Here is a 23,185-nt window from a genome sequence, read left to right as displayed (position 1 = left end):
AGTGCAGCCGAGCATGGGCTCGGCTCTACACACAAAAAAAGACGCACGGCCATCCAGCCGTGCGTTTGGGAAGTATCGGTCGTGCCCCGATCAGGCCCGGCCGACAACGACATGCTAGGCTCGCCATCATCATGGGTACAGCACCAGATGGCGGGATATTCGATGGATACAGATGACCAGGCCTCGATGATTCCCCCCCGCTATCAACGGCTGTCGGATGAGTTGGCCGAAGCCATTCATGGTGGCCGCCTTCCGGTCGGCAGCCGCCTGCCTTCGCTGCGGCAGATGGCCCTGCAGCGCAGGCTCAGCCTGAACACGGTGATTGCCGCCTATCGCCAGCTGGAAGATGCCGGACTGGTGATTCCGCGGCCGAAGGCGGGCTTCGAAGTTGCGCCGCGGCTGTCGGTGCCGGAGCGTTCGCTGCGCGACACCCCATCCGCGCCCACCGCGCCGCTGCAGCAGGTCCTGATGGCCCGGGTACTGGAAGCACAGCGCCGCCCGGGTGTGGTCGATCTGGCCTTCGCCGGCCCACGTGGTCGCCAGTTCTATCCCGGCGCGCAGCTGGCCCGGCATACCGCGCAGGTGCTGCGCCACGGCCAGCAGACGGTGGAGACCTATGCGAGACCCAACGGCTCCCCCCGGCTGCTGGCACAGATCGTGCGCCGCAGTCCGCGCATGGGACTGCACACCCACGCCGAGCGACTCCTGCTGACCCATGGTGCGATGGAAGCCCTGCAGCTGGCGTTGCGCGCGGTCACCCAGCCCGGTGACGCGGTGGGCATCGAGGCGCCGTCCTACTTCAACCTGTATCCGTTGCTGGCCAACCTCGGCCTGCAGGCCATCGAGTTGCCCACCCACCCGCAGCACGGACTGGACGTGGATGCACTGGATGCGCTGCTGGAGCACAGGCCGCTGGCCGCACTGGTGGTGATGCCGACCGTGCACAACCCGCTCGGCTGCACCATGCCGACCGCCGCCAAACAACACCTGGCCGAACTGGTCAACGCACGGCAGCTGCCGCTGATCGAGGATGCGGTGTACGCCGAGCTGCAGTTCTGCGAACCGCCGGCACCCTTGCTGAAAGCCTTCGATCGCGATGGCTGGGTGATGGTGGTCGGTGGCTTCTCAAAGACACTGGCGCCGGATTACCGCATCGGCTGGCTGGATGGCGGCCGCTTCGCAGAGCGCATCGCACTGCTGAAGTTCCAGTCCACCGGCGGCGAGCCGCAGCTGCTCGGCGATGCGGTGGCCGCGTATCTGGAAGCAGGCAGCTACGAGCACCATCTACACCGCATGCGCCGCCTGTACCGCGAACAGGTCGGGCGGCTGCGCCAGCTGGTGGCCGAACACTTCCCGGCTGGCACCCGCGCCACCGAACCGCAGGGCGGCTTCCTGCTGTGGCTGGAACTGCCGGGCGTGGACACGCGCGAGCTGTTCGAGCGAGCGCTGCTGGAGGACATCGTGTTCATGCCGGGCCAGGTGTACTCGCGCGGCGCACGCTACCGCCACTGCCTGCGGCTGTCGTGCTGCCAGAGCCTGGATGCGCGCTTCATCGGTGCGGTGGAGCGGCTGGGTGCGATTGCGCGGGAGCTGGCGGCTGCAGCACGGTAGTGCCGGCCGCTGGCCGGCAACTGCATGGACGTGATTCATCGAGGTTGCCGGCCAGCGGCCGGCACTACCCCAGGTCGTCGAACAGATGCGCGCTCAACGCTTCACCATCCGCCCCCGGCAGATGCGGCAGCCGTCCCCAGCACGGCATCGGCAGGCGCTGCTGCAGCGTGGCGATGTTCTCGTCCTGGCGCTGCATCGCAGGATCAATGTGGTTGCCGATCCAACCCAGGCGGTCCACGCCGCTGGCCTGCAGTGATTGCGCAGTCAACCGCGCATGGTTGACGCAGCCAAGCCGCATGCCCACCACCAGCAGCACCGGCAGCTGCAGCGCACGCACCAGGTCGAGCTGGTCCAGCGTGGCCGAAACCGGTGCCAGCCAACCGCCAACCCCCTCCACCACCACGATATCGGCCTGCGCGCGCAGTCGCGCGAACGCGGCCACGATCGGCGCCAGTTCCACCTGCACGCCGTCCTCGGCCGCCGCCAGCTCCGGTGCCAGCGGCTGCCGCAGCGCATACGGGTTCAGGTCGGCATAGTCCGGCACCGGCCAGCTGGCCGCCTGCAGTGCCAGCGCGTCCTCGTTGCGCAGGCCCTGCCCCAGGTCTTCGCTGCCACTGGCCACCGGCTTCATGCCGACTGCACGCAGGCCGCGCCGGCGCAGCGCATGCAGCAGCGCAGTGCTGGCCGCGGTCTTGCCGATTTCGGTGTCGGTGCCGGTAACGAACAGGGCGGGCGGCAGCGTGGCAGGCAACGGCATCGATTGGCTCCAACAGGGCAACAGAGCGTGCATTATCGCCGGCCCGTCGCGCTTGCTAGACTGCGGGCATGTTCGCCAATGCCTCGCTCACCGGCAGCAAGCCGGAACAATACGCCCAGCTGCTGGAACAGGCCCGTGGCCTGGTCTACGCCGAGTCCGACCGCATCGCCAACGCGGCCAACCTCTCCGCACTGGTCTACCACGCCCTGCCCGACCTGAACTGGGTGGGTTTCTACCTGTACGATGGCAAGGAACTGGTGGTCGGCCCGTTCCAGGGCCTGCCGGCCTGCGTGCGCATCCCGCTGGACAAGGGCGTGTGCGGTGCCGCCGCCAGCCAGCGGGTCACCCAGCGCGTGGAGGATGTCGACGCCTTCCCCGGCCACATCGCCTGTGATTCGGCCTCGCGTTCGGAGCTGGTGGTGCCGCTGCTGCGCGGCGATGAACTGATCGGCGTGTTCGACATCGACAGCCCGAAGGTGGGCCGCTTCGATGCCGACGACCAGGCCGGCCTGGAAGCCATCGCCCGCGTGTTCGTCGAGGCGCTGGGATGAACGCACCCAAGCTGCGCAACATCGGCCCCAAGAGCGCGGCCTGGCTGCGCCAGGTCGGCCTGCGCAGCCGCGACGACCTGGTCGCGATCGGAGCGGTCGGTGCCTTCGTCAAGGTCAAGCGTGCCGGCTTCAAGCCCAGCCTGAACCTGCTGTACTCGCTGGAAGGTGCGTTGCTGGACTGCCACTGGCAGGAACTGAGCGAGCCGCAGCGCGATGCGCTGGTACAGGACTATGAAGCGCGCATCGCCGCGCATCCGCTGAAGGCGGCCGGCCCGGCGTCGGGCCCGGTGCATGAGCAGCGCTTCGATGCCGACGATGACGCGGAAGACAGCGTTGCCGAGGATGCGGACGAGGATTGACGGCATGGTAGTGCCGGCCGCTGGCCGGCAACTGCATGATCTTCGCAGCGTTTCCGAGGCTGCCGGCCAGCGGCCGGCACTACCGATGGGTCAGGGCTGCTGCAGCTCCAGCAATTCGCCCACCAGCCCGGCCTCACCGCGCTCCAGCCACACACGCAGGCGCGTGCCATGGTCGATGCGCAGCGCCCAGCACAGCGACATCGGCAGGCCGCAGACCTTCGACAGCACCATGCGCAGCGGGCCGCCATGGCTGACCACCAGCGTCGGCACCGGATCGTCATCATCGAGCAGGCGATCCAGCGCGCGCGCGATGCGCCGCTCGAAGTGGCCCCAGCTTTCGCCGTTCGGCGGCGGGAACGCATGCGGGTCAGCATGGAAGGCAGCCAGTGCATCCTCCGGCAGGTCGAACAGCGACTGCCCGTCCCAATCGCCGAAATCCAGTTCCTCCCATTCCTCGTCCGCTTCCACGTCCAGCCCGCGCGGCGTGGCCAGCGCCATTGCCGTGTGCAGCGCGCGCAGCCGCGGCGAACTGATCACCCGCTCCCAGGGCTGCGCGGCGTAGGCGTCGACCAGTTCCTGCGGCAGGCGGGCCAGCTGCGGTGGGTCGCTGCGGCCATCGAGGAACTCATCGCGACCGTTGCCGGCATGGCGGACTAGGTCGAGGATCATGCGTGCGTTCCGTACAGGCAACGCGGGGACAGCGGAAAACGGGCGGACATCGGCAACGGCACCACGGGATCGAGGGACCATTCTAAGGGCACAGCAAAGGCAGTCGAGCAGGCGCGACGCAACGGGACTGCCTGCGATGCCGTAGACTGCGCGCACTTCCAGGTGACCTGCGGCCACGGCCGGCAGGTTGAAACGGGAAGCCGGTGACGCGTGATTCCACGCCAGGCCGGCGCTGCCCCCGCAACGGTAAGCACGTCAGTTCCGGGCAACACTGCCACTGTGCCTCAGGCATGGGAAGGCGCCTGGACGGCGGCCTCGCGCCGCCCGGCGGCAAGCCCGGAGACCGGCCCGGAAGCCTCAGGTCGCGATGCGGTGGGCATGGCGCTGGATGACCGTGGCGTGCGCTGCGGCATCGGCGCGTGCCTGCCTTCGCGGCTCCTCCCCTTCGCCACGCGGGCGTGCGTGGCACCTGGAGTCCCCCATGAAGCTGCAGTCCCGAATGTTGTCCCTGGCCGTGCTGGCCGCCCTGCCCGCGCTGGCCCAGGCCGCCAATGACACCACCGCGCTCGACCAGATCCTGGTCACTGCGACCCGCACCCCGATCGCCCTGCAGGACAGCATCGCGCCGGCCCAGGTGATCGACCGCGCGCAGATCGAATCCAGCCAGGCCACCTCGCTGCAGGAACTGCTGCGCGGCCGCGCCGGCATCAACCTGACCAATGCCGGCGGCTTGGGCAAGCAGAGCTCGCTGTTCCTGCGCGGCACCAACTCCGGCCACACCGTGGTGCTGGTCGATGGCGTGCGCATCAACAGCGCCGACCTCGGCCTGGCGATGTACCAGGACCTGCCGCTGGCACAGATCGAGCGCGTGGAGATCGTGCGTGGCCCGCAGTCCAGCCTGTATGGCGCGGACGCCATCGGTGGCGTGATCCAGATCTTCACCCGCCGCAGCCAGGGTGACTTCGCCCCGCATTTCCAGCTCGGTGGCGGCAGCAATGGACTGCGCGAGGCCAGTGGCGGCATTGGCGGCGGCACCGAACGCGGCTGGTTCGGCGCTGACATCGCCTACCAGCATTCCGATGGCATCGATGCCTGCCGCGGCTCCTCCTCGGTGTTCACCGCGGGCTGCTTTGCCGACGAGCATGACCGCGACGGCTACCGCAACCTGTCCAAGAGCCTGCGCGGTGGCTACACCTTCAACGACCAATGGAACGTGGAAGGCAGTGCATTGCGTGCCGACGGAAAGAACCATTACGACGGCTACTACAACTATTCGGAAACCCGCCAGCAGGTGCTGTCCGGCAAGCTGCGCTACACCCCGTCCGAACGCCTGGCGTTCACCGCCAATGTCGGCCGCAGTGACAACGAGTCGGACAACTTCGGCGACTTCGATGCCCGTGGCAGCGCCCAGACCCATCGTGACAGCGCCTCGCTGCAGGGCGACTTCGGCATGGCCGAAGGCCAGCTGCTGAGCACCGGCGTGGACTGGAGCGAAGACAACCTGGATGGCAGCAGCGCCGGGTACCTCGTCGACAGCCGTCGCAACACCGGCGTGTTCGTGCAGTACCAGGGCCGCTTCGGCCGCCACCAGCTGCAGGTCAGCGCACGCAACGACGACAACCAGCAGTTCGGCAACCACGCCACCGGCAGCGCCGGCTGGGCGATGGAACTGGGCCACGGCCTGCGCCTCAACGCCAGCTATGGCACCGCGTTCAAGGCGCCGACCTTCAGCGATCTGTACGACCCGTGGAGCGGCGTGCCGACGTTGAACCCGGAGAAGTCCAAGAGCGCCAACCTGGGCGTTTCGCAGCAGGGACAGGGCTGGCACTGGGGCCTGGACGTATATGAAACCCGCATCGATGATCTGATTACCTACGATGCGGCGACCTTCAGGATGCAGCAAGTGGAGAAGGCCCGCATCCGCGGCGCCGAACTGACCGGTGGCGTGCTGCTGGCCGGCTTCGACATCAACGCACAGCTCAGCTACACCGACCCGCGCAACCGTACCCATGGCAGCACCCAGTTCGACAACTGGCTGCCGCGCCGCGCGCAGCAGACCGCACGCCTGGACATCGACCGCCGCTTCGGCGACTTCCGCGCCGGTCTGACGGTTCAGGGTTCAGGCAAGCGTTATGACAATGCGGCCAACACGATAAAGGTCGGCGGTTACGGTACGCTGGACCTGCGCGCCGAGTACGCGCTGACGCCGTCGTGGACGCTGCTGGCGCGTGCCGCCAATGTGTTCGATCGCCGCTACGAGACCGTGGCGTGGTTCAACCAGCCCGGCCGCGAGTACCAGCTGAGCGTGCGTTACCAGCCGAAATGAAGGCGCGCGCCGGGCATCGCCCGGCGCCTCCTGATGCCATCGACGCATGGCGTCGATCTACTGTAGAGCCGAGCCCATGCTCGGCTCACGCAATGAAAAGCAGCCGAGCGTGGGCTCGGCTCTACGCCCGAACGCCCGCGGCCAACCCCGGCAACTCACGCAGGTCGTCGATCACTGCCACCGCGTGCGCGCTGCCCAGGTCCAGGCCGCGCGGATAGCCGTAGCGCACCAGCGCGATCGGCATGCCCGCATCTTCGGCGGCGCGGTAGTCGGTCAACGAATCTCCCACCATCAGGCACGCCTCCACCTGCAGCGCGAAATGCGCGGCGATGTGCCGCAGCGGTTCGCCACTGGGCTTGCGCTGCGGCAGCGAATCACCGCCCAGTATCAGCGCGAACGCATCACCAATGCCCAGGTGCTGCAGCAGCGGCGGCACCAGTGCTTCGGGCTTGTTGGTGCAGATCGCCAGTGGCACGTCGCGCGCGCGCAGCTGCGCCAGTGCGTCGGCCACGCCATCGAACAGGCGCGGGCTGCGCAGCAGGCATTCACGGTAGTGCACCATGAACACCGGCATCACTTCGGCCAGGTCGACCTCGCGGCCTGCCGCATGCACGGCCTGTTCGACCAGGCGGCGCACACCGTCGCCGATCCAGCCGAGCACGGTGGCTTCCGGCACGCGTGCCATGCCGATGTCCTCCAGCGTGCGGTTCAGCGCTTCGGCGATATCAGCTGCGCTGTCGACCAGCGTGCCATCAAGGTCGAACACGACCAGTGGATAGGGATACGACAAGGAACGGTACCTGCACGACGTGGGCCCCCATTGTACGCCGCTGGTTTCCGCGCCGATCCGCCTCAACCGATCCGGCGCGCCCGGGTGGCCAGGAAGGTGGGAAGATAACGGTCGATCAGGAAGCGCGGCCGCGGCTGCCAGTCTTCCATGAAGCGATCGATGACGAAGCCGGCATCCAGCTGGCCACCAATCAGCTCGGTCAGGCTGTGGCCAAAGGTCAATGCGTCGCCACGGGCCAGCTTCGCCTCGCGTTCGGCTTGCGGCAGGTCTTCCAGGTCCGAATAGGGAATGGCGTACTGCGGACGGATCAGGCCCTGTGCATCCAGCTGCGGATCGCGCGCACCCACGAACAGCACCGGATTGTAGAAACTGGCCATCAGCATGCCATCGCGCGCCAGCACGCGGCGGCATTCAGTCCATACCGGGCGCACGTCAGGGACGTAGAGGTTCGAGATCGGGTGGAACACCACATCGAAACTGTCATTGGCAAACACGTGCAGGTCGCGCATGTCACCCTGCACGGTGCGCAGCTGCAGGCCATCGCGCGCGGCGACCGCGCGGTCCTGTTCAAGCTGCCCGTCGGAGAGGTCGAACACGGTGACATCGGCGCCAGCGGCAGCAAGCACCGGTGCCTGTTGGCCACCACCCGAGGCCAGGCACAGGATGCGACGGCCGCGCACGTCGCCCATCCAGTCCAGCGGCAACGCGCGCGGCGTCAGGTGCACCTGCCAGCGGCCTGCGCGCGCGGCAGCAATCGTTGAGCTTTCCACCGGGCGCGACCATTCGCGCGCTTCACTGGCCTGGCGGTCCCACGCAGCACGGTTGTGGTCGATCAAGGCCTGTCCATGGTTCATGTGTCCTCCTTGCCCGGCGGGCGCCAATCCAGATCCTGGAAGGCCGGGCCGGCGAAGCACTCGCCCAGGAAGTCCAGGAATCGCCGCATGATAGCGGGCTGCTGTCGCCGTGATGCGTACACGGCATGAATGCCGAGCTCGTCCAGACTGAATTCGGGCAGCAGTTCGACCAGTTCGCCACTGCGCAGCATCGGCGCCACCTGGTAGGTCGGCAGCATGGCGATACCGGCACCGGCCCGCACCGCCTCCAGCAGCAGCGATGCCTCGTTGGCACTGATGTTGCCGCCCACAGCCACCGACAGCGAACGGCCATCGCGGTGCAGCTGCCACAGGCTCTTGCCGACGTAGTGGTGGGTCAGGCAGTTGTGCGCGGCCAGGTGTTCGGGAGCGGTTGGCGTACCGCGCGCCTCCAGGTAGGACGGCGTCGCGCACAGCACCGAGCGGCAGGTCGCCAGCCGCCGTGCGATCAGGCTGGGATCGATCTGGCGCGCGATGCGCACGGCCAGGTCCACCCGTTCTTCCACCAGGTTCACGGTGCGGTCGACCAGCAGCAGTTCGATGCGCGCGGCAGGATGGCGCGCGACGAAACCGGCCACCGCTCGTGCCAAGTGGCTCTGCCCGAACGACACGCTGGCGGTCACCCGCAGCGTGCCGTGCGGTTCGGGATCATCGCTGGCCAGCTCGCCCTGCAGTTCCTCACTTATCGCCAGCATCTGCCGGAAGCGCGCCAGCGCCGCTTCGCCGGGGCCGGTCAGGCTGACCCGCCGTGTGGTCCGGTGCAGCAGGCGCGCGCCCAGCCAACCCTCGACCTCGGCCAGGTAACGGCTGACCATCGCCCGTGACATGTCCAGCACCTCTGCCGCTGCGGTCAGGCTGCCGCGCTCGGCCACCTCGACGAACACGGTCATGGCGGTCAATCGGTCCATATGCTCGATCCATGCAACAAACAAGCGCGTTATACGCTGTTTTTCGAGCGACTGCAGCGGCCTACAGTGGCCGCGTCCCCCCCCCACACCGCCCCACGGAGTCCTGCCATGAAGATCGCCCTCGTCGGTTCCACCGGCAACATCGGCCGCCAGATCGCCCGCCACGCGCTGGCGAACGGCCACGAACTCACTGTCATCGTGCGCAGCGCGCAGGATCTTCCGGCCGAACTGGCCGGCGCCCATCCGGTGGTCGCCTCGCTGGATGACCAGGACGCGCTGGTCGCCGCCATCGCCGGCCACGACGTGCTGGCCAGCGCCTACGGCCCACGCCCGGGCGATGACATCGGCCGCGTCGGCGAGGTGGCCGCACAGCTGGCCGCGGCCGCGCGCAAGGCCGGTGTACCGCGCCTGGTGGTGGTCGGCGGTGCCGGCAGCCTGGAAGTCGCACCCGGCGTGCAGCTGGTCGATACCCCCACCTTCCCGGAGGCCTACAAGCCATACGCGCTGGCCCATCGAGAAGCCTTCAATCGACTGCAGGCGGTGGACGACCTGGACTGGACCTTCTTCTCGCCGGCCGCCGAAATCGGCCCGGGCGAAGAGCGTGGCCATTACCGCGTGCAGCCCAAGGCGTTCCTGGCCGACGCCAGCGGGCACAGCCGCATCAGTTATGCCGACTACGGCGCCGCGTTCGTCGCCGAGCTGGAAGCGCACAAGTACCCGAAGCAGATCATCACGGCAGCGTATTGATCATGCCGTCCGCCGGGCATGGCCCGGCGCTACCTCCCTGTAGAGCCGAAGGCAACGGCAGGAGCCGTTGCCAACATCGCTTGCGACGGCCCGTAGGGGGCCGGGCAAGGACGCCCGGCATAGCCCGCGCTCGGCTCTACGCGAACATGCAGCCGGGCATTGGCCCGGCTCTAGACAAGGAATTCCCATGCGTACCGCTGCCCTGCTGCTTCCCCTCGCCCTGGCCGCCACTTTCACCAGTGCGCCGCTGCTGGCCGCACCGGCCACCGCGGCGCCGACCACCGCGACGAAATCCCAACTGCACCTGCAGACCTTCCATCCCGGCCCGCAGGCAATGTTCTCGGTGTCCTCGGTGCTGATCGAAGGCCGCCACGACGCGATCCTGGTCAATGCGCAGTTCGGTGCCAGCGACGCGCGCAAACTGGTCGAGCTGATCCGCGCCAGCGGCAAGCAGTTGACCACGATCTATATCAGCCACGGCGATCCGGACTACTACTTCGGCCTGGCCACGCTGCAGGATGCGTTCCCGCAGGCGCGCATCGTCGCTACCGCGCAGACCGTTGCCCACATCCAGCAGACACAGGCCGGCAAGCTGGCCTACTGGGGCCCGAAGATGGCTGCCGACGTGCCCGCGCGCATCGTGCTGCCGCAGGTGCTGGAGGGCGATGCCCTGCAACTGGAAGGCCAGCGCCTGCCGCTGATCGGCCTGGACGGACCGACCCCGGACCGCACCGTGCTGTGGGTGCCGTCGCTGCGCGCGATCGTCGGTGGCATTCCGGTGGTGGCGGGCGAGCACGTGTGGATGGCCGACACGCAGACGCCGAAGTCACATGCCGACTGGCTGCAGACCCTGCAGCAGCTGCAGGCGCTGAAGCCGAAGGTGGTGGTGCCGGGGCATTACGCGCCAGGTGCGGCGCTGGATGCCAGTGCACTGCGCTTCACTGCGGACTACATCCGCACGTTCGATATCGAAGCGGCAAAGGCGAAGGACAGTGCGGCGCTGGTGCAGGCAATGCAGTCGCGCTACCCGAAGCTGGATGGCGTCGCATCGCTGGAGCTGAGCGCGAAGGTGGCCAAGGGCGAGATGCAGTGGCCATGAGGTAGGGAGTTTTCTTTTGCAGGGCTGCGCCCTGCACCTGCTCAATGCAACGGCAACAGCCGAAGCAACAGCAACAGCTGGCTATCCGTGGGATGGCGAGGTGGGTCCGGTTGCGGGGGACGCTGCAAGTACGTCCATGTAAGCTCGGTCGCCGCATCCATGCGGCTCACGCCCCCGCAACCGGCCCCACCCCGCCTTCGACAGTTTCCTGCTGCTGACGGAACCTGCTGATGTTGGTGGGTGCCGACCGTTGGTCGGCATGGCAATGATCAGTGCTCGAACAATTCCCCCTGCACCACCGGTTCCTTTTCGCGGAAGCCACCCAGGCCGACGCCGACCAGGCGGTAACGGGTCTCCGCCGGCAGGTCGACGCGGGCGCGCAGGGCCAGCGCGATGTCGCGCAGTTCTTCCATCGATTCCGGCGGGCGCTCCGGGGTGAAGCTGCGGGTGAGGATGCGGAACTGCGCGGTCTTCAGCTTCAGCACCACGGTGTGGCCGACGCGCTCGGTCTTGCGCGTGGCCTTCCAGGTCTTCTCCGCCAGTTGCACGATCGCCTCGCCCAGGTCTTCCAGCAGCAGGTCCTCGGCAAAGGTGTCCTCCGAGGAGATCGACTGTACCTGCTGGTCCGGTTCCACCGGCCGCTCGTCGACGCCGCGTGCGCGGTTGTACAGGCTGCGGCCGAAACTGCCGAACGCCTCTTCCAGATCGGTCAATGCCCATTGCCGCAGATCGCCGCAGGTGACAATGCCACGCGCGGCAAGTTTGCCTTCCATCACCTTGCCGACGCCGGGCACCCGGTTCACCGGCAGCGGCAGCAGGAACGCGTCCACCCGCTGCGGTGGAATCACGAACTGGCCATCGGGCTTGCGCCAGTCCGAAGCGATCTTGGCCAGGAACTTGTTCGGCGCGATCCCGGCTGAAGCGGTCAGGTTCGTCTCCTCACGGATCTGCGCACGGATGGTGCGGGCGATGTCGGTGGCCAGTTCGATGCCGCTCTTCGGCTCGGTCACGTCCAGGTAGGCCTCGTCCAGCGACAACGGCTCGACCAGGTCGGTGTGGCGCAGGAAGATCTCGCGCACCTGGCGTGACACCGCCTTGTAACGTGCAAAGTCAGGCGGCACGAAGATCGCGTCCGGACACAGGCGTTCGGCGCGCAGCGCCGGCATCGCCGAACGCACGCCGAACACGCGTGCCTCGTAGGACGCCGCACACACCACCGAGCGCGCGCCGCGCCATGCCACAACCACCGGCTTGCCGCGCAGTGACGGATCGTCGCGCTGCTCCACCGACGCGTAGAACGCGTCCATGTCGACGTGGATGATCTTGCGCAGTCGGGTCATGTCAGGCGGAAAGGGCGGGGGCGTGCCGAACGGGCCACACGCCGAAGTATGGTCGTTGCACATCAACAGGATGCGCGTATTCCATTGAAAACACTACGGTTGCGTACGGTTGAAATGTTTGATCGGCGCAGTTTCCACGGGCATCCTCGAACGCTTGTTTCCCTGTTTCCCCGCTTCCAGGATTGTGCTTCATGACCCGTCTCCACGCGTTCAACCGCGAACAGCTGCTGGCCAGCGCACGCGGTGAACTGTTCGGCACCGCCGCCGGCCGTTTGCCCAACGATCCGATGCTGATGTTCGACCGCATCACCGACATCCACGAGGACGGCGGACCGCACGGCAAGGGCATGGTACGCGCCGAGCTGGATATCCGCCCGGACCTGTGGTTCTTCGGCTGCCACTTCATCGGCGACCCGGTGATGCCAGGCTGCCTGGGCCTGGATGCCATGTGGCAGCTGACCGGCTTCTTCCTGACCTGGCTGGGCGCCCCCGGCAAGGGCCGCGCGCTGGGCTGTGGCGAGGTGAAGTTCACCGGCCAGGTACTGCCGGACGCCAAGCTCGTACGCTACGAGATCGACATCAGCCGGGTCATCAACCGCAAGCTGGTGATGGCCCAGTCCGATGCCCGCATGTACGTGGATGATCGCGAAATCTACAGCGCCCGCGACCTGCGCGTCGGCCTGTTCACCGAAACCGGGAGCTTCTGATGCGTCGCGTCGTCATCACCGGCATGGGCATCACCTCCTGCCTCGGCAATGATCTGGATACCGTTTCGGCCGCGCTGCGCGAAGGGCGCTCGGGCATCACCGCCCTGGCCGACCACGCCGAAGCGGGCCTGCGCAGCCAGGTCGGCGGTCGTGTCGACCTCGATCTGGAGGCGCTGATCGACCGCAAGCAGAAGCGCTTCATGAGCGACGCGGCGGCCTTCGCCTACCTGGCCATGCGCGATGCCATCGCCGATGCCGGGCTCAGCGCCGAGCAGGTCAGCAGCCTGCGCACCGGCCTGATCGCCGGTTCCGGTGGCGGCTCCAGCGAATGGCAGATCGGCGCGGTCGACCTGCTGCGCGAACGTGGTGTGCGCAAGGTCGGCCCGTACATGGTGCCGCGCACGATGTGCTCGACGGTCTCGGCCTGCCTGGCCACCGCCTACCAGATCAAGGGCGTCAGCTATTCGTTGTCGGCCGCCTGCGCGACCTCGGCGCACTGCATCGGCGCCGCCGCGGACATGATCCGCCATGGCGCGCAGGACATCATGTTCGCCGGTGGCGGCGAAGACCTGCACTGGTCGATGAGCGTGATGTTCGATGCGATGGGCGCGCTGTCGACCAGCTTCAACGAGACCCCGGCCAGCGCCTCGCGCCCGTACGACAAGGACCGCGACGGCTTCGTCATCGCCGGCGGTGGTGGCATGCTGGTGCTGGAGGACTACGACCACGCCGTTGCGCGCGGCGCGCGCATCCATGCCGAACTGATCGGCTATGGCGTGACCTCCGACGGCGCCGACATGGTCGCCCCGTCCGGTGAAGGCGCGGTGCGCTGCATGAAGATGGCACTGCAGGGCGTCGATCGCCCGCTGGATTACCTCAACACCCACGGCACCTCCACGCCGCTGGGCGATGTCACCGAGCTCAACGCGATCCGTGAAGTGTTCGGCGATGCGGTGCCGCCGCTGTCCTCAACCAAGGCGCTGTCCGGCCATTCGCTGGGCGCGGCCAGCGTGCACGAGGCGATCTACTGCCTGCTGATGATGCGCGATGGCTTCGTTGCCGGTTCGGCCAACATCGGCGAACTGGACCCGAAGGTGGAGAGCTTCCCGATCCTGCGCGAGAGCCGCGAGCAGAGGCTGGATACGGTGATGTCCAACAGCTTCGGCTTCGGTGGCACCAACGCCGCGCTGGTGTTCGGGCGGGTGTGATGGGGGCAGGTGTGCCGACCAACGGTCGGCACCCACCGTCAGGGGCGGTCGGCACCCACCGCTACTTCGGCAGCAGCGGCAGCAGCAACGCGTGCGCATCCACCAGCGAACCGACAATGCGATGGCCAAGCGCGCGCAGCTCTTCGTCAGGATGCACCAGGTCCGGTACCTGGATCACGGTCATGCCAGCGGCCAATGCCGCGCGCGTGCCAGCGGGTGAGTCTTCCAGCGCCAGGCAGCGCCCAGGCACCTGGCCCAGTCGCTGCGCGGCCAGCAGGTAGATGTCCGGCGCCGGTTTCGGCCGCGCCACGTCGCCACTGGTGATCACCGCGTCGAAATACGGCAGCAGTCCGGCCGCCGCCAGCTTGCGGTTGGCACGCGGCTGCCGCGTGGTGGTGGCCACCGCGCGCGGTACCGCGTGCGCCTTCAGCAGCTCCAGCAGTTCCAGGATGCCCGGACGCAACGGCAGGCCGGTCTGTGTGCGTCCTTCGTACAGTTCGTGGCAGCGTGCAGCGACCGCCTCGATCACGCTGTCCTCGATACCCTGCGCACGCAGCAGCGCGTGCGAATCCCGGTCGCCGAGGCCGACCATGCGCAGGAACACTGCCTCGTCCAGGCCCAGTGCGAATTCGTCGGCGGCCTCGCTCCAGCAGGCCAGCGAGACGCGCTCGCTGTCGATCATCAGGCCGTCCATGTCGAAGATGACGGCGTCGGGGAGGAACGGCAGCGCAGCAATGGTGGTCATGGAGCGAACAGCGTATCCAGGTCGGTGGAAGTGAGCTGCCGCCATTGCCCCTCGTCCAGTCCCTGCAGGTCCAGCCCGCCAACACGACTGCGGTGCAGGGCCTGCACGTGGTTGCCGGTGGCGGCGAACATGCGGCGTACCTGATGGTAGCGGCCTTCGTGCAGCACCAGGCGCGCGCGACGCGCATCCAGCACTTCCAGTTCAGCCGGCAGCAGGGGCGTCTTCTCGGACTCCAGCATCAGCGTGCCGCTGGCGAACAGCGCCACCTCGTCGCCGCGCAGGTCCTCGCTCAATTCGACCTCATAGACTTTCGGCAGCTTCGACTTCGGCGAGATGATCCGGTGCAGCAGGCTGCCATCGTCGGTCAGCAGCAGCAGGCCGCTGGTCTCGCGGTCGAGGCGGCCCACCGTGGACAGCACCGGATTGCGGTCGCGGAAGCGCGGCGGCAACAGGTCGTAGATCAGGCGGCCGGTATCCTTGGTCGAACAGGTGTAGCCAGCCGGCTTGTGCAGCGCGATCGACAGGCCCACCGGCGGGTCCAGCGGCTCGCCATCAACCCGGATCACCTCGTGCGGCACCTGGTCGTCGGCGTACAGTACCTCGCCGTCGGCGTCGGTGATGCGGCCTTCGCGGAACATCCACTGCACCTGCTTGCGGCTGCCATAGCCCAGATTGGCAATGTGCTTGACCAGTTTCACTTGCCTTTCCCCTTCACCGCTTCAACCAGCTTGAAGCCGTCGCGCTCGGCGACCACGCGCACCGCGCCGAAGCTGTCGTTGAGGGTGTGCTCGTACGGCAGGTGGCGATTGGCCACCACGTACAGGCGCCCGCCCGGGCGCAGCGCCTGCGCAGCCACGGCAATGAAGCGCTGGCCGATGTCCGGGCGGTCGGCACGCGATGGGGTGTGGAACGGCGGGTTGCTGATGATGACGTCGTAGCCCGGCTCGATGCCGGCGGTGACGTCGCGCCACAGAAAGCGCAGCGGCAGCGGGCGCGGCGGCGGCGCCAGGTTCAGCTCGGCCAGCGCCAGTGCGCGCTGCTCGGCTTCGTACAGGTCCAGCGCGGTGATCTTCGGGCAACGCTCCAGCAGTTCGCGTGACAGGTAACCGTAGCCAGCGCCCAGGTCGGCAGCACGCCCGGCCAGCTCGGCCGGCAGATGCTCGGCCAACAGTGCCGAGGCCGGGTCGATGCGATCCCAGGCGAACACGCCCGGACGACTGAGGAAACGGCCGCCGACGATCGGGCGCACCGCGTCCAGTACCGACCAGCGCTTGGCCAGGTCAGCGTCGTGCTGGCCCTGCGGTGGGGCGGTCCAGTACACGCGGCAATGGTTCTTGGTCAGGCTGCCGCCGAGGCCGGCCAACTGCTTGAGGTCGCCTTCGCCGGAGCGCGCGCCTTCGTTGTTGGACTGGCAGGCGACGATGCGGCCACCGTCGGCGACCAGCGCCAGCGCGCGCGCAAACAACGCACGAGCCTCTTCGCGCTGGCGCGGCGGCAGCACCAGCACCAACGGGTAGCGGCCCTTGCCGGCCACATCATCCAGCTGGCCGCTGACGGTCCAGCCGGCGGCCTGCTGCAGCGGCTGCGCGAACGGGGCGAAGCTCTGTTCACAGTGCACCTCGCGGTTGCCGGCCGCTTCGCGCAGCGGCCAGCCGTCGCGGGCCCGCAGGAAGGCCACCGGACCTTCCGGCCAGCGCAGGGCACCTTGTGAAAACGGCAGGAACAGGGTCTGCAGGGGGGCGTCGTCGCTGGAGGCCATCGGCGCGGGTACTTCAAGCGTGAGGGCCGTCCATTGTACCGGCTTGACCGGGCCGGCCCCGGCAGCCGCTTTGCGAAACCCGAACGGGGCTTTGATCTGCCAGCAACATTGAAACGTTCAGGGTAGAGGCTCCCCCGGAAACCCAGGAGAACCTGCATGCGAGCCTTGTTCGTCGGTGGCGTGGTCGACAACAGTGAAATGGACCTGGAAGGCAGCCATCCGCCCGTGCATTACCCCGAGGACACCGGCGGCGGCCACTCACGCTACCGGCTCCACCAGGTCGGTCATGGCGCCGACGGCAGCGTTGCCTACGCCGTCTATGGGGCACCGGACCTGGCCGATGACGAGGTGGCGAGGGTTGCAGAGGAGCGGGCGTACGCACGCCGGTTCGAGGCGACGCCGACCCTGTTCGAGCACTGACACATCTGTAGCGCCCGAGCCCACGCTCGGGCGGCGGCAGAGCCGAGCGTGGGCTCGGCTCCACATCGGATCAAGGCGCCTTGGGTGGCAGGCGGTTGATACTGGCGATCTCATCCAGCCACACATGGTGCTGCTGCACCGGCGTGTCGTAGTCATCCAGGCGCAACTGGCCGTTGCTGCCTTCATCACCCGCGGCGTTGCGGTATTGCTGCACGGTTGGCCTCACGGCCACCGTGCCGAGCAGGCGGCGGCCATCGTGCAGAATCAGTTCCACCTGCGTTTCGCCATCCAGCTGCGGCAGCAGGGCTTCCAGGCGCGCGATCTGCGCCGGATCGGTGTGGATACGTGGAGCTATGCGGGACATCGGCGACCTCCTGACTGCAGGGTCGCCGATCGGCCGTGAATGCTCAGTGCAGCGCGCTGTCCGCGCGCGCCACCTGCACCTTGCGCACGGCAGCCACCAGCTGCGCCACCGAGTACGGCTTGGCGACGTGCTCCTGGAAGCCCGAGGCCAGCGCGCGGCGGCGGTCGTCGGCACGCGCCAGTGCAGTCACCGCCACCGCAGGCAAGGTCGCCGCGTCCACGCCCATGTCCTCGCGCAAGGTGCGCACCAGCCCATAGCCATCCATGCCCGGCATGCCGATGTCGGTCAGCAGCACGTGGTACCGCAGGTGGCCGGTGTCGGCCAGCAGTGCCAGCGCTTCGCCGGCCGAGCTGGCCGCCGATACGGTGGCGCCCTGCTCTTCCAGCATGCGGCGCAGGTATTCCAGCACTTCCGGCTGATCCTCCACCGCCAGCACGTGCATGCCGCGCAGCGGATAGGGTTCGACGACCACCGGCTCCAGGATCGGCCCACTGATCACTTCGCGCAGCGGTCGGCGCTCTGCATCCGGCAGGTGCTGGGGCAGGCGCACGGTGAAGGTGGCGCCGTGGCCATGCCCTTCGCTGGCGGCAGTGACCGTGCCGCCATGCAGTTCGACCAGCTGCTGCACGATCGCCAGGCCCAGGCCGAGACCGCCATGACGGCGCGTGGTGGTGCCATCAGCCTGCCGGAAGCGGCTGAACAGATGGTTGAGGAATTCGGGCGCGATGCCGTCGCCGGTGTCGCGCACGGTGATCACCCAGTGATTGCCATCGGCCTGCAGCTGCAGGTCGACGCGGCCTTCGGCCGGGGTGAACTTGATCGCATTGGACAGCAGGTTCCACAACACCTGCTGCAGGCGGGTGGCATCGCCCAGCACCAGGCACGGCTGTTCCGGCAGCAGCAGGCTCACATCCAGCGCCTTGCCTTCGGCGACCAGCTCCTGCGCGCCGATGGCTTCGCTCAGCAGGTCGCGCAGGTCCAGTATCTCTACCTCCAGCTGCACCTTGCCCAGCAGCATGCTGCTCAGGTCGAGCATGTCCGAGATCAGCCGCTTCTGCGCACCGGCGCTGTTGGCGATCACGTTCAGGCCCTTGTACAGCGGACTGGTGTTGTCCACGCGCTGCAGCAGCAGTTCGCTCCAGCCCAGGATGGTGGTCAGCGGCGTACGCAGTTCATGCGACAGCGTGGCCAGGAACTCGTCCTTCAGCCGCGCCATGTTCTCCGCAGCGCTGCGCGCGGCGCGCTCGGACTGCAGCAGCTCCTCGCGGGCCAGTTCAATTTCGCGTCGTTCGGTGACATCCGGACTGCTGCCGGCCAAGCCGATGAAGCGGCCCATCCGCGAAAAACGCGGGCGGGCGTTCATCTCCAGCCAGCGCCACTGGCCATCCGCGCGCCGCGCACGCACCAGCGCGTGCATCGAACGCTGCGCCTTCAGCGCTTCCTGCAGTTCGTATTCGAACACGGACGCGTCATCCGGATGCACGAGACCCCGCCAGACATCTTCCGGCACACGCGTTTCATCACCACCGAAGAACTCGCTGAAGGCACTGTTGACGAAACGCGCATGGCCGCGCTCATCGAGCACCCACACCGGCATCGGCAGGCCGTCTGCCAGCGCGCTGAAACGGGCTTCGCTTTCCCCCAACTCCACTTCCATCTGCTTGCGCGCGGTGATGTCGAAGAACAGGATGCCGACCTTGTCTTCTCCCGGCCGCCCCACCCGCACCGCGTCGACCGCGAACGAGCGGCCCAGCGCACGGGCTTCCATCTCGAACTGAGCGGGGCGGCCGCTGCGTGCGACTTCGCCATAGATACGGAACCAGTCCTGCTCGTGGTTGGGTTCCAGCGCAGTCATGCACTTGCCACGCGCGTCCTTCAGCCCAGTGTGGCGCTCGAACGCGTCGTTGACTTCGATGAAACAATAGTCGACCGCACGATCACCCTCGAACAGCACCTGGATCACGCAGAAGCCGGCGTTGATGCGCTCAAGCACGCCACGATGCAGGTCGGGTTCTGGCGCCGGCACCAGCATCGGTGGGCGCTCCACGAGGGGCGGCAGTGTGGACAAGGGGGTCTTTGCAGGCCAGGTTGGGAGCACAGCATCTTCCAAAGGGCGTATTCACAGCGTCAAGCGCCGTCAGTCATGGTTGACGTCGATGAATTGGCGGCAACCGCTCTTGCCCACGACGCAATCGGCCATTGCGGTCGTCCGGCAGCAGGCTCACACTCGATCCGTGATCAACACCCCCCCAGCGCGGGGACGCAGGAGACCGTCATGAAACGCTCACTCGCGATTGCCCTGCTGGCAGGCGCCCTGGCGGCCGGTGGCGCCAATGCTGCGCCACGCACCGTGACCGATGCAGACGCGCCGCGTGCGTTGCAGGCCGATGGACCGGTCAGCGTGAAATGGGAAGATCCGGCCAAGTTCACCGAAATACGCCAGAGCAGCAACCGCTTCGAGGCCGAACGCGGTGACTGGGTGCAGCAGCTGGCCCGCTACCTGCAGACCACCGCAGCCAAGCCGCTGCAGCCTGGGCAGACCCTCGATGTGACCCTCGTCGACATCAAGCGTGCCGGTGACTACGAGCCTTGGCACGGCCCGCGTGGCCGCGACATCCGGATCATGCGCGACATCTACCCGCCACGGATCACCCTGCAGTACACGCTGAAGGACGCCAGCGGCCGTATTGTCAGCGAGGGCGATGCGCGACTCAGCGATACCGGCTACCTGCACAACGTGGGACTGAAGAGCGACAGCGATCCACTGCGCTACGAGAAGCGCCTGATCGATGACTGGGTGAAGCGCCAGCTGGCCAGTCAGGCGACCGCCGCGCGTTAGGTCCCCCGGCAGGTGTCGACCTTGGTCGATACGCATTCACGGCGCCGATCGAGGTCGGCCGCTACCGGTGCCGAGCGCGGGCTCGGCGCTACACGTACACCTTCGCCACGCGCTTGACCGCGCACGGCAGCTGGTAGGCGCTCACGCCACAGCGCGGCGCCAGCTCCGACAGGGTCGGCGCAGAACCCCACAGTTCCACCACGCTGCCGATGCCGGCCTGCGCATGCGCGGTCAGGTCCACCGTCAGCATGTCCATCGACACGCGCCCGATCAGTACGCCGGGCTGGCCATCGATCAGTACCGGCGTGCCATTGGGGGCGAACTGCGGATAACCGTCGGCATAGCCAAGCGCGACCACGCCCACGCGGGTGCGCGCCTTGGCCACGAAACGCGCGCCATACCCCACCGGTTCACCGGCTTCGATCCAGCGCTCGGCGATCACCTTCGACTGCATCGTCATCACCGGGCGCAGCCGCTCGGTCAACACGGTGTTGTCCGGCAGCGGGTTGGCGCCGTACAGCATCAGGCCCGGGCGCACCCAATCACTGCGCACATCCGGCCAGCCCAGCAGCGCAGGCGAGTTGCACACGCTGGTCTCGCCTGCCAGTCCATCAATGGCGCGGGCGAAGGTCGCCGCCTGTTCGTGGGTGCGTTCGCTGTCCAGCTCGTCGGCACGCGCCAGGTGGGTCATCAGCACGACGCGTTCGACGTGTGGCAGCGCCGACAGGCGCGCGTGCGCCGCGCGGAAGCTGTCCACGTCCAGGCCGAGGCGGTGCATGCCGCTGTCCAGCTTCAGCCACACCGTCAACGGGCGCGGGCTGTCGAACGCCGCCAGTGCCTCCACTTGCCACGGTGAACCGACGGCGAACCAGAAGTCATGCTCGGCCACCAGCGTCATGTCGCTCGGCTCGAAGATGCCTTCCAGCAGCAGGATCGGCGCACGGATGCCGGCCTGGCGCAGCTCCAATGCCTCTTCGATGGTGGCCACGCCGAAGCCATCGGCCTCGCCTTCCAGCGCCTGCGCGCAGCGCACCGCGCCATGCCCATAGGCATCGGCCTTGATGATCGCCAGCGCCTTGCCACCGCCCAGTTCACGGGCGAGGCGGTAATTGCTGCGCAGGGCGCCCAGATCGATCAGCGCGCGGGCAGGACGCATGTGCGGTTCTCGTGTTGCGGCGCGTGACCGTACTGGCCGTAGCGGAAAATATCCAGGCCTTCGGTGCTGATCTGCGGCTGTCGCGCGCTCATCAGGTCGGCCAGGTAGCGGCCCGAGCCGCAGGCCATGGTCCAGCCCAGCGTGCCGTGTCCGGTGTTGAGGTACAGGTTGCGGAACGGCGTGGCGCCGATCACCGGCGTACCGTCCGGCGTAGCCGGGCGCAGGCCGGTCCAGAACTGCGCGCGCGACAGGTCGCCGCCCTTCGGATAGAGATCCCTGACCACCAGTTCCAGGGTCTCGCGACGGCGCTGCGACAGCGACAGGTCGAAGCCGGCCACTTCGGCCATGCCACCGACACGGATGCGGTCGTCGAAGCGGGTCACCGCCACCTTGTAGCTCTCATCGAGGATGGTCGAGGTCGGTGCCATCGCCGGGTCGGTAATCGGCAGGGTCAGCGAATAGCCCTTCAGCGGGTACACCGGCAGGCGCATCCCCAGCGGTGCGACCAGCGCTGGCGAGTAGCTGCCAAGCGCGACCACGAAGCGGTCGGCGGTTTCCAGCTTGCCGTCGATGCGCACGCCGGTGATGCGGTCGCCATCGAACTCCAGGCCGGTGATGTCCTGGTCGAAACGGAATTCAACGCCGGCATCCATGCACAACTGCGACAGCCGGCGGGTGAACAACTGGCAGTCGCCGGTCTGGTCACGCGGCAGGCGCAGCGCGCCGACCAGGCCATCGACATGGGCCAGGGCCGGTTCGGCCTGGATGATGCCGGCGCGGTCCAGCACCTCGTACGGCACGCCGTACTGGGCCAGGATCTCGATGTCCTGCGCCGAAGCATCCAACTGCTGCTGGGTGCGGAACAGCTGGGTGGTGCCAAGGTCGCGGCCTTCGAATTCGATGCCGATCTGCGCGCGCAGCTCGTTCAGGCAGTCGCGGCTGTACTCGGACATGCGCACCATGCGCGCCTTGTTGATCGCATAACGCTCGTGGGTGCAGTTGCGCAGCATCTGCCACAGCCAGCGGTACTGGGCCAGGTCCATGCCCGGGCGGATCGCCAGCGGCGCGTGCTTCTCGAACAGCCAGCCGATAGCCTTCTTCGGCACGCCCGGGGCCGCCCACGGCGAGGTGTAGCCGAACGACAGCTGGCCGGCATTGGCGAAGCTGGTTTCCAGCGCCGGGCCGGGTTGGCGGTCGATGACCGTGACTTCAAACCCGGCCTGTCGCAGATACCAGGCACTGGTGGTACCGATCACGCCGCTGCCGAGAACTAGGACTCGCATGGGACTTCTCCAACCCGATCATTCCCTGCACTGGAGCGCACAGGGACCATAATTGGGGAAGTATAGACAGCCATTCCCAGTTGATTTGCCTGTTTTGAAATCAACCGGCAGGATGTTCCACTTCAATTCACTCCCGAAGGTTGACGGTCATGGCCACCCGGATCCGCGAACTGGACAAGATCGACCGCAAGATCCTGCGCATCCTGCAGGCCGAGGGCCGCATCTCCTTCACCGAACTGGGCGAGCGGGTGGGCCTATCGACCACCCCGTGCACCGAGCGCGTGCGCCGGCTGGAGCGCGAAGGGGTGATCACCGGCTACCACGCCCACCTCGACCCGGCCGCAGTTAAAGCGAGCCTGCTGGTGTTCGTGGAGATCAGCCTGGCGTACAAATCCGGCGACATCTTCGAGGAGTTCCGGCGCGCCGCGCTGAAGCTGCCCAACGTACTGGAATGCCATCTTGTATCGGGCGACTTCGATTACCTGCTGAAGGCGCGGATCAGCGAGATGGCCTCCTACCGCAAGCTGCTCGGCAGCACGCTGCTGACACTGCCGCATGTACGTGAGTCGAAGAGCTACATCGTGATGGAAGAAGTGAAGGAAACACTGAGCCTGCCGATTCCGGACTGAGGCTGCTGCTGGGTGGGGCCAGATCCCGTACAGCGGGCTCTGGCCC

24 protein-coding genes and 1 riboswitch are annotated in these 23,185 nt (G+C 67.5%); of the genes, 11 read left to right on the top strand and 13 right to left on the bottom strand.

The window, feature by feature from the left end; translation table 11 throughout:
* Positions 1-162 precede the first annotated feature (162 nt).
* A complete protein-coding gene (locus AC5P65_RS03835) occupies positions 163-1,611 on the top strand; it encodes an aminotransferase-like domain-containing protein (RefSeq protein ID WP_111097715.1) in 1,449 nt (482 codons plus the stop codon).
* 64 nt (positions 1,612-1,675) lie between these two features.
* Here the strand turns inward: AC5P65_RS03835 and bioD are convergent, their stop codons facing one another.
* Entirely contained in the window at positions 1,676-2,368 is a 693-nt protein-coding gene (bioD, locus tag AC5P65_RS03830) for a dethiobiotin synthase (RefSeq protein WP_111097716.1), read from the bottom strand.
* Between the two features lie 68 nt (positions 2,369-2,436).
* Between bioD and AC5P65_RS03825 the strand changes: the two genes are divergently transcribed.
* Both AC5P65_RS03825 and AC5P65_RS03820 read left to right on the top strand, forming a co-directional pair.
* Entirely contained in the window at positions 2,437-2,919 is a 483-nt protein-coding gene (locus AC5P65_RS03825) for a GAF domain-containing protein (RefSeq protein WP_005407940.1), read from the top strand.
* Complete coding sequence (locus AC5P65_RS03820) at positions 2,916-3,278, top strand: TfoX/Sxy family protein (protein WP_021203374.1); 363 nt, start codon at positions 2,916-2,918, stop codon at positions 3,276-3,278. The genes AC5P65_RS03825 and AC5P65_RS03820 overlap by 4 nt, the downstream gene beginning before the upstream one ends.
* A 90-nt stretch (positions 3,279-3,368) precedes the next feature.
* Here the strand turns inward: AC5P65_RS03820 and AC5P65_RS03815 are convergent, their stop codons facing one another.
* A complete protein-coding gene (locus AC5P65_RS03815) occupies positions 3,369-3,947 on the bottom strand; it encodes a histidine phosphatase family protein (protein ID WP_021203373.1) in 579 nt (192 codons plus the stop codon).
* A gap of 143 nt (positions 3,948-4,090) precedes the next feature.
* Positions 4,091-4,313: riboswitch (cobalamin riboswitch) on the top strand.
* Positions 4,314-4,428: 115 nt separating this feature from the next.
* Here AC5P65_RS03815 and btuB point away from each other — a divergent pair.
* On the top strand, positions 4,429-6,273 hold the full coding sequence (gene btuB / locus AC5P65_RS03810) for a TonB-dependent vitamin B12 receptor (protein WP_111097717.1): 1,845 nt from the start codon (positions 4,429-4,431) through the stop codon (positions 6,271-6,273).
* A gap of 121 nt (positions 6,274-6,394) precedes the next feature.
* On the opposite strand, the gene gph is transcribed toward btuB, so the two are convergent.
* From gph to AC5P65_RS03795, 3 genes are all read right to left on the bottom strand, one after another.
* On the bottom strand, positions 6,395-7,063 hold the full coding sequence (gph, locus tag AC5P65_RS03805) for a phosphoglycolate phosphatase (RefSeq protein WP_111097718.1): 669 nt from the start codon (positions 7,061-7,063) through the stop codon (positions 6,395-6,397).
* Positions 7,064-7,125: 62 nt separating this feature from the next.
* Positions 7,126-7,917, bottom strand: a complete 792-nt coding sequence (locus AC5P65_RS03800; RefSeq protein WP_019660932.1) for a class I SAM-dependent methyltransferase — start codon at positions 7,915-7,917, stop codon at positions 7,126-7,128.
* On the bottom strand, positions 7,914-8,843 hold the full coding sequence (locus AC5P65_RS03795; RefSeq protein ID WP_111097719.1) for a LysR family transcriptional regulator: 930 nt from the start codon (positions 8,841-8,843) through the stop codon (positions 7,914-7,916). The genes AC5P65_RS03800 and AC5P65_RS03795 overlap by 4 nt, the downstream gene beginning before the upstream one ends.
* A gap of 108 nt (positions 8,844-8,951) precedes the next feature.
* Here AC5P65_RS03795 and AC5P65_RS03790 point away from each other — a divergent pair, with 108 nt between their 5' ends.
* Together AC5P65_RS03790 and AC5P65_RS03785 are read left to right on the top strand one after the other, a co-directional pair.
* A complete protein-coding gene (locus tag AC5P65_RS03790; protein WP_111097720.1) occupies positions 8,952-9,590 on the top strand; it encodes an NAD(P)-dependent oxidoreductase in 639 nt (212 codons plus the stop codon).
* Positions 9,591-9,777: 187 nt separating this feature from the next.
* Positions 9,778-10,689 (top strand): MBL fold metallo-hydrolase, encoded by a 912-nt coding sequence (locus AC5P65_RS03785; RefSeq protein WP_111097721.1) that lies wholly within the window; start codon positions 9,778-9,780, stop codon positions 10,687-10,689.
* 269 nt (positions 10,690-10,958) lie between these two features.
* Here the strand turns inward: AC5P65_RS03785 and dinB are convergent, their stop codons facing one another.
* On the bottom strand, positions 10,959-12,029 hold the full coding sequence (gene dinB, locus AC5P65_RS03780) for a DNA polymerase IV (RefSeq protein ID WP_111097732.1): 1,071 nt from the start codon (positions 12,027-12,029) through the stop codon (positions 10,959-10,961).
* Positions 12,030-12,220: 191 nt separating this feature from the next.
* Here dinB and fabA point away from each other — a divergent pair, with 191 nt between their 5' ends.
* Positions 12,221-12,736 (top strand): 3-hydroxyacyl-[acyl-carrier-protein] dehydratase FabA, encoded by a 516-nt coding sequence (fabA, locus tag AC5P65_RS03775; RefSeq protein ID WP_014035851.1) that lies wholly within the window; start codon positions 12,221-12,223, stop codon positions 12,734-12,736.
* Positions 12,736-13,944, top strand: a complete 1,209-nt coding sequence (gene fabB, locus AC5P65_RS03770; RefSeq protein WP_111097722.1) for a beta-ketoacyl-ACP synthase I — start codon at positions 12,736-12,738, stop codon at positions 13,942-13,944. Before fabA ends, fabB begins: the two co-directional genes overlap by 1 nt.
* Before the next feature lie 61 nt (positions 13,945-14,005).
* On the opposite strand, the gene AC5P65_RS03765 is transcribed toward fabB, so the two are convergent.
* From AC5P65_RS03765 to AC5P65_RS03755, 3 genes are read right to left on the bottom strand one after another with little or no spacing between them, the layout of a single operon-like run.
* Positions 14,006-14,689 (bottom strand): HAD family hydrolase, encoded by a 684-nt coding sequence (locus AC5P65_RS03765; protein ID WP_021204381.1) that lies wholly within the window; start codon positions 14,687-14,689, stop codon positions 14,006-14,008.
* The gene (locus AC5P65_RS03760) at positions 14,686-15,387 is read right to left on the bottom strand and encodes a pseudouridine synthase (RefSeq protein ID WP_021204380.1); all 702 of its coding nucleotides are present in this window, start codon (positions 15,385-15,387) and stop codon (positions 14,686-14,688) included. Before AC5P65_RS03760 ends, AC5P65_RS03765 begins: the two co-directional genes overlap by 4 nt.
* Positions 15,384-16,448, bottom strand: coding sequence for a class I SAM-dependent methyltransferase (locus tag AC5P65_RS03755; protein ID WP_495215428.1), 1,065 nt, complete (start codon positions 16,446-16,448; stop codon positions 15,384-15,386). Before AC5P65_RS03755 ends, AC5P65_RS03760 begins: the two co-directional genes overlap by 4 nt.
* Positions 16,449-16,604: 156 nt before the next feature.
* Between AC5P65_RS03755 and AC5P65_RS03750 the strand changes: the two genes are divergently transcribed.
* Positions 16,605-16,868: a hypothetical protein gene (locus AC5P65_RS03750; RefSeq protein ID WP_005407925.1), complete on the top strand. Its 264-nt coding sequence runs from the start codon at positions 16,605-16,607 to the stop codon at positions 16,866-16,868.
* Positions 16,869-16,938: 70 nt separating this feature from the next.
* Here the strand turns inward: AC5P65_RS03750 and AC5P65_RS03745 are convergent, their stop codons facing one another.
* Positions 16,939-17,232 carry a DUF3247 family protein gene (locus tag AC5P65_RS03745; RefSeq protein WP_019660923.1) on the bottom strand — a complete coding sequence of 98 codons (294 nt, stop codon included), beginning with the start codon at positions 17,230-17,232 and terminating at the stop codon, positions 16,939-16,941.
* Between the two features lie 43 nt (positions 17,233-17,275).
* Positions 17,276-19,264 carry a hybrid sensor histidine kinase/response regulator gene (locus tag AC5P65_RS03740; protein ID WP_111097724.1) on the bottom strand — a complete coding sequence of 663 codons (1,989 nt, stop codon included), beginning with the start codon at positions 19,262-19,264 and terminating at the stop codon, positions 17,276-17,278.
* A gap of 243 nt (positions 19,265-19,507) precedes the next feature.
* On the opposite strand from AC5P65_RS03740, the gene AC5P65_RS03735 reads away from it, so the two are divergent.
* Positions 19,508-20,071, top strand: a complete 564-nt coding sequence (locus AC5P65_RS03735) for a DUF3016 domain-containing protein (RefSeq protein WP_019660921.1) — start codon at positions 19,508-19,510, stop codon at positions 20,069-20,071.
* An 88-nt stretch (positions 20,072-20,159) separates the two neighbouring features.
* Here AC5P65_RS03735 and alr read toward each other — a convergent pair whose 3' ends face one another.
* Positions 20,160-21,227: an alanine racemase gene (alr, locus tag AC5P65_RS03730; RefSeq protein WP_180832575.1), complete on the bottom strand. Its 1,068-nt coding sequence runs from the start codon at positions 21,225-21,227 to the stop codon at positions 20,160-20,162.
* Positions 21,206-22,510: a D-amino acid dehydrogenase gene (locus AC5P65_RS03725; RefSeq protein ID WP_058980697.1), complete on the bottom strand. Its 1,305-nt coding sequence runs from the start codon at positions 22,508-22,510 to the stop codon at positions 21,206-21,208. The genes alr and AC5P65_RS03725 overlap by 22 nt, the downstream gene beginning before the upstream one ends.
* A 149-nt stretch (positions 22,511-22,659) precedes the next feature.
* On the opposite strand from AC5P65_RS03725, the gene AC5P65_RS03720 reads away from it, so the two are divergent.
* Positions 22,660-23,139, top strand: coding sequence for an Lrp/AsnC ligand binding domain-containing protein (locus tag AC5P65_RS03720; RefSeq protein WP_019660918.1), 480 nt, complete (start codon positions 22,660-22,662; stop codon positions 23,137-23,139).
* Positions 23,140-23,185: the final 46 nt, after the last annotated feature.

The sequence above is a fragment of the Stenotrophomonas sp. YJH_SMC_48-3 genome (assembly GCF_059369375.1).
Note: the sequence above shows the minus strand (reverse complement) of the source record. Positions and strands in the feature narration are given on the sequence as shown.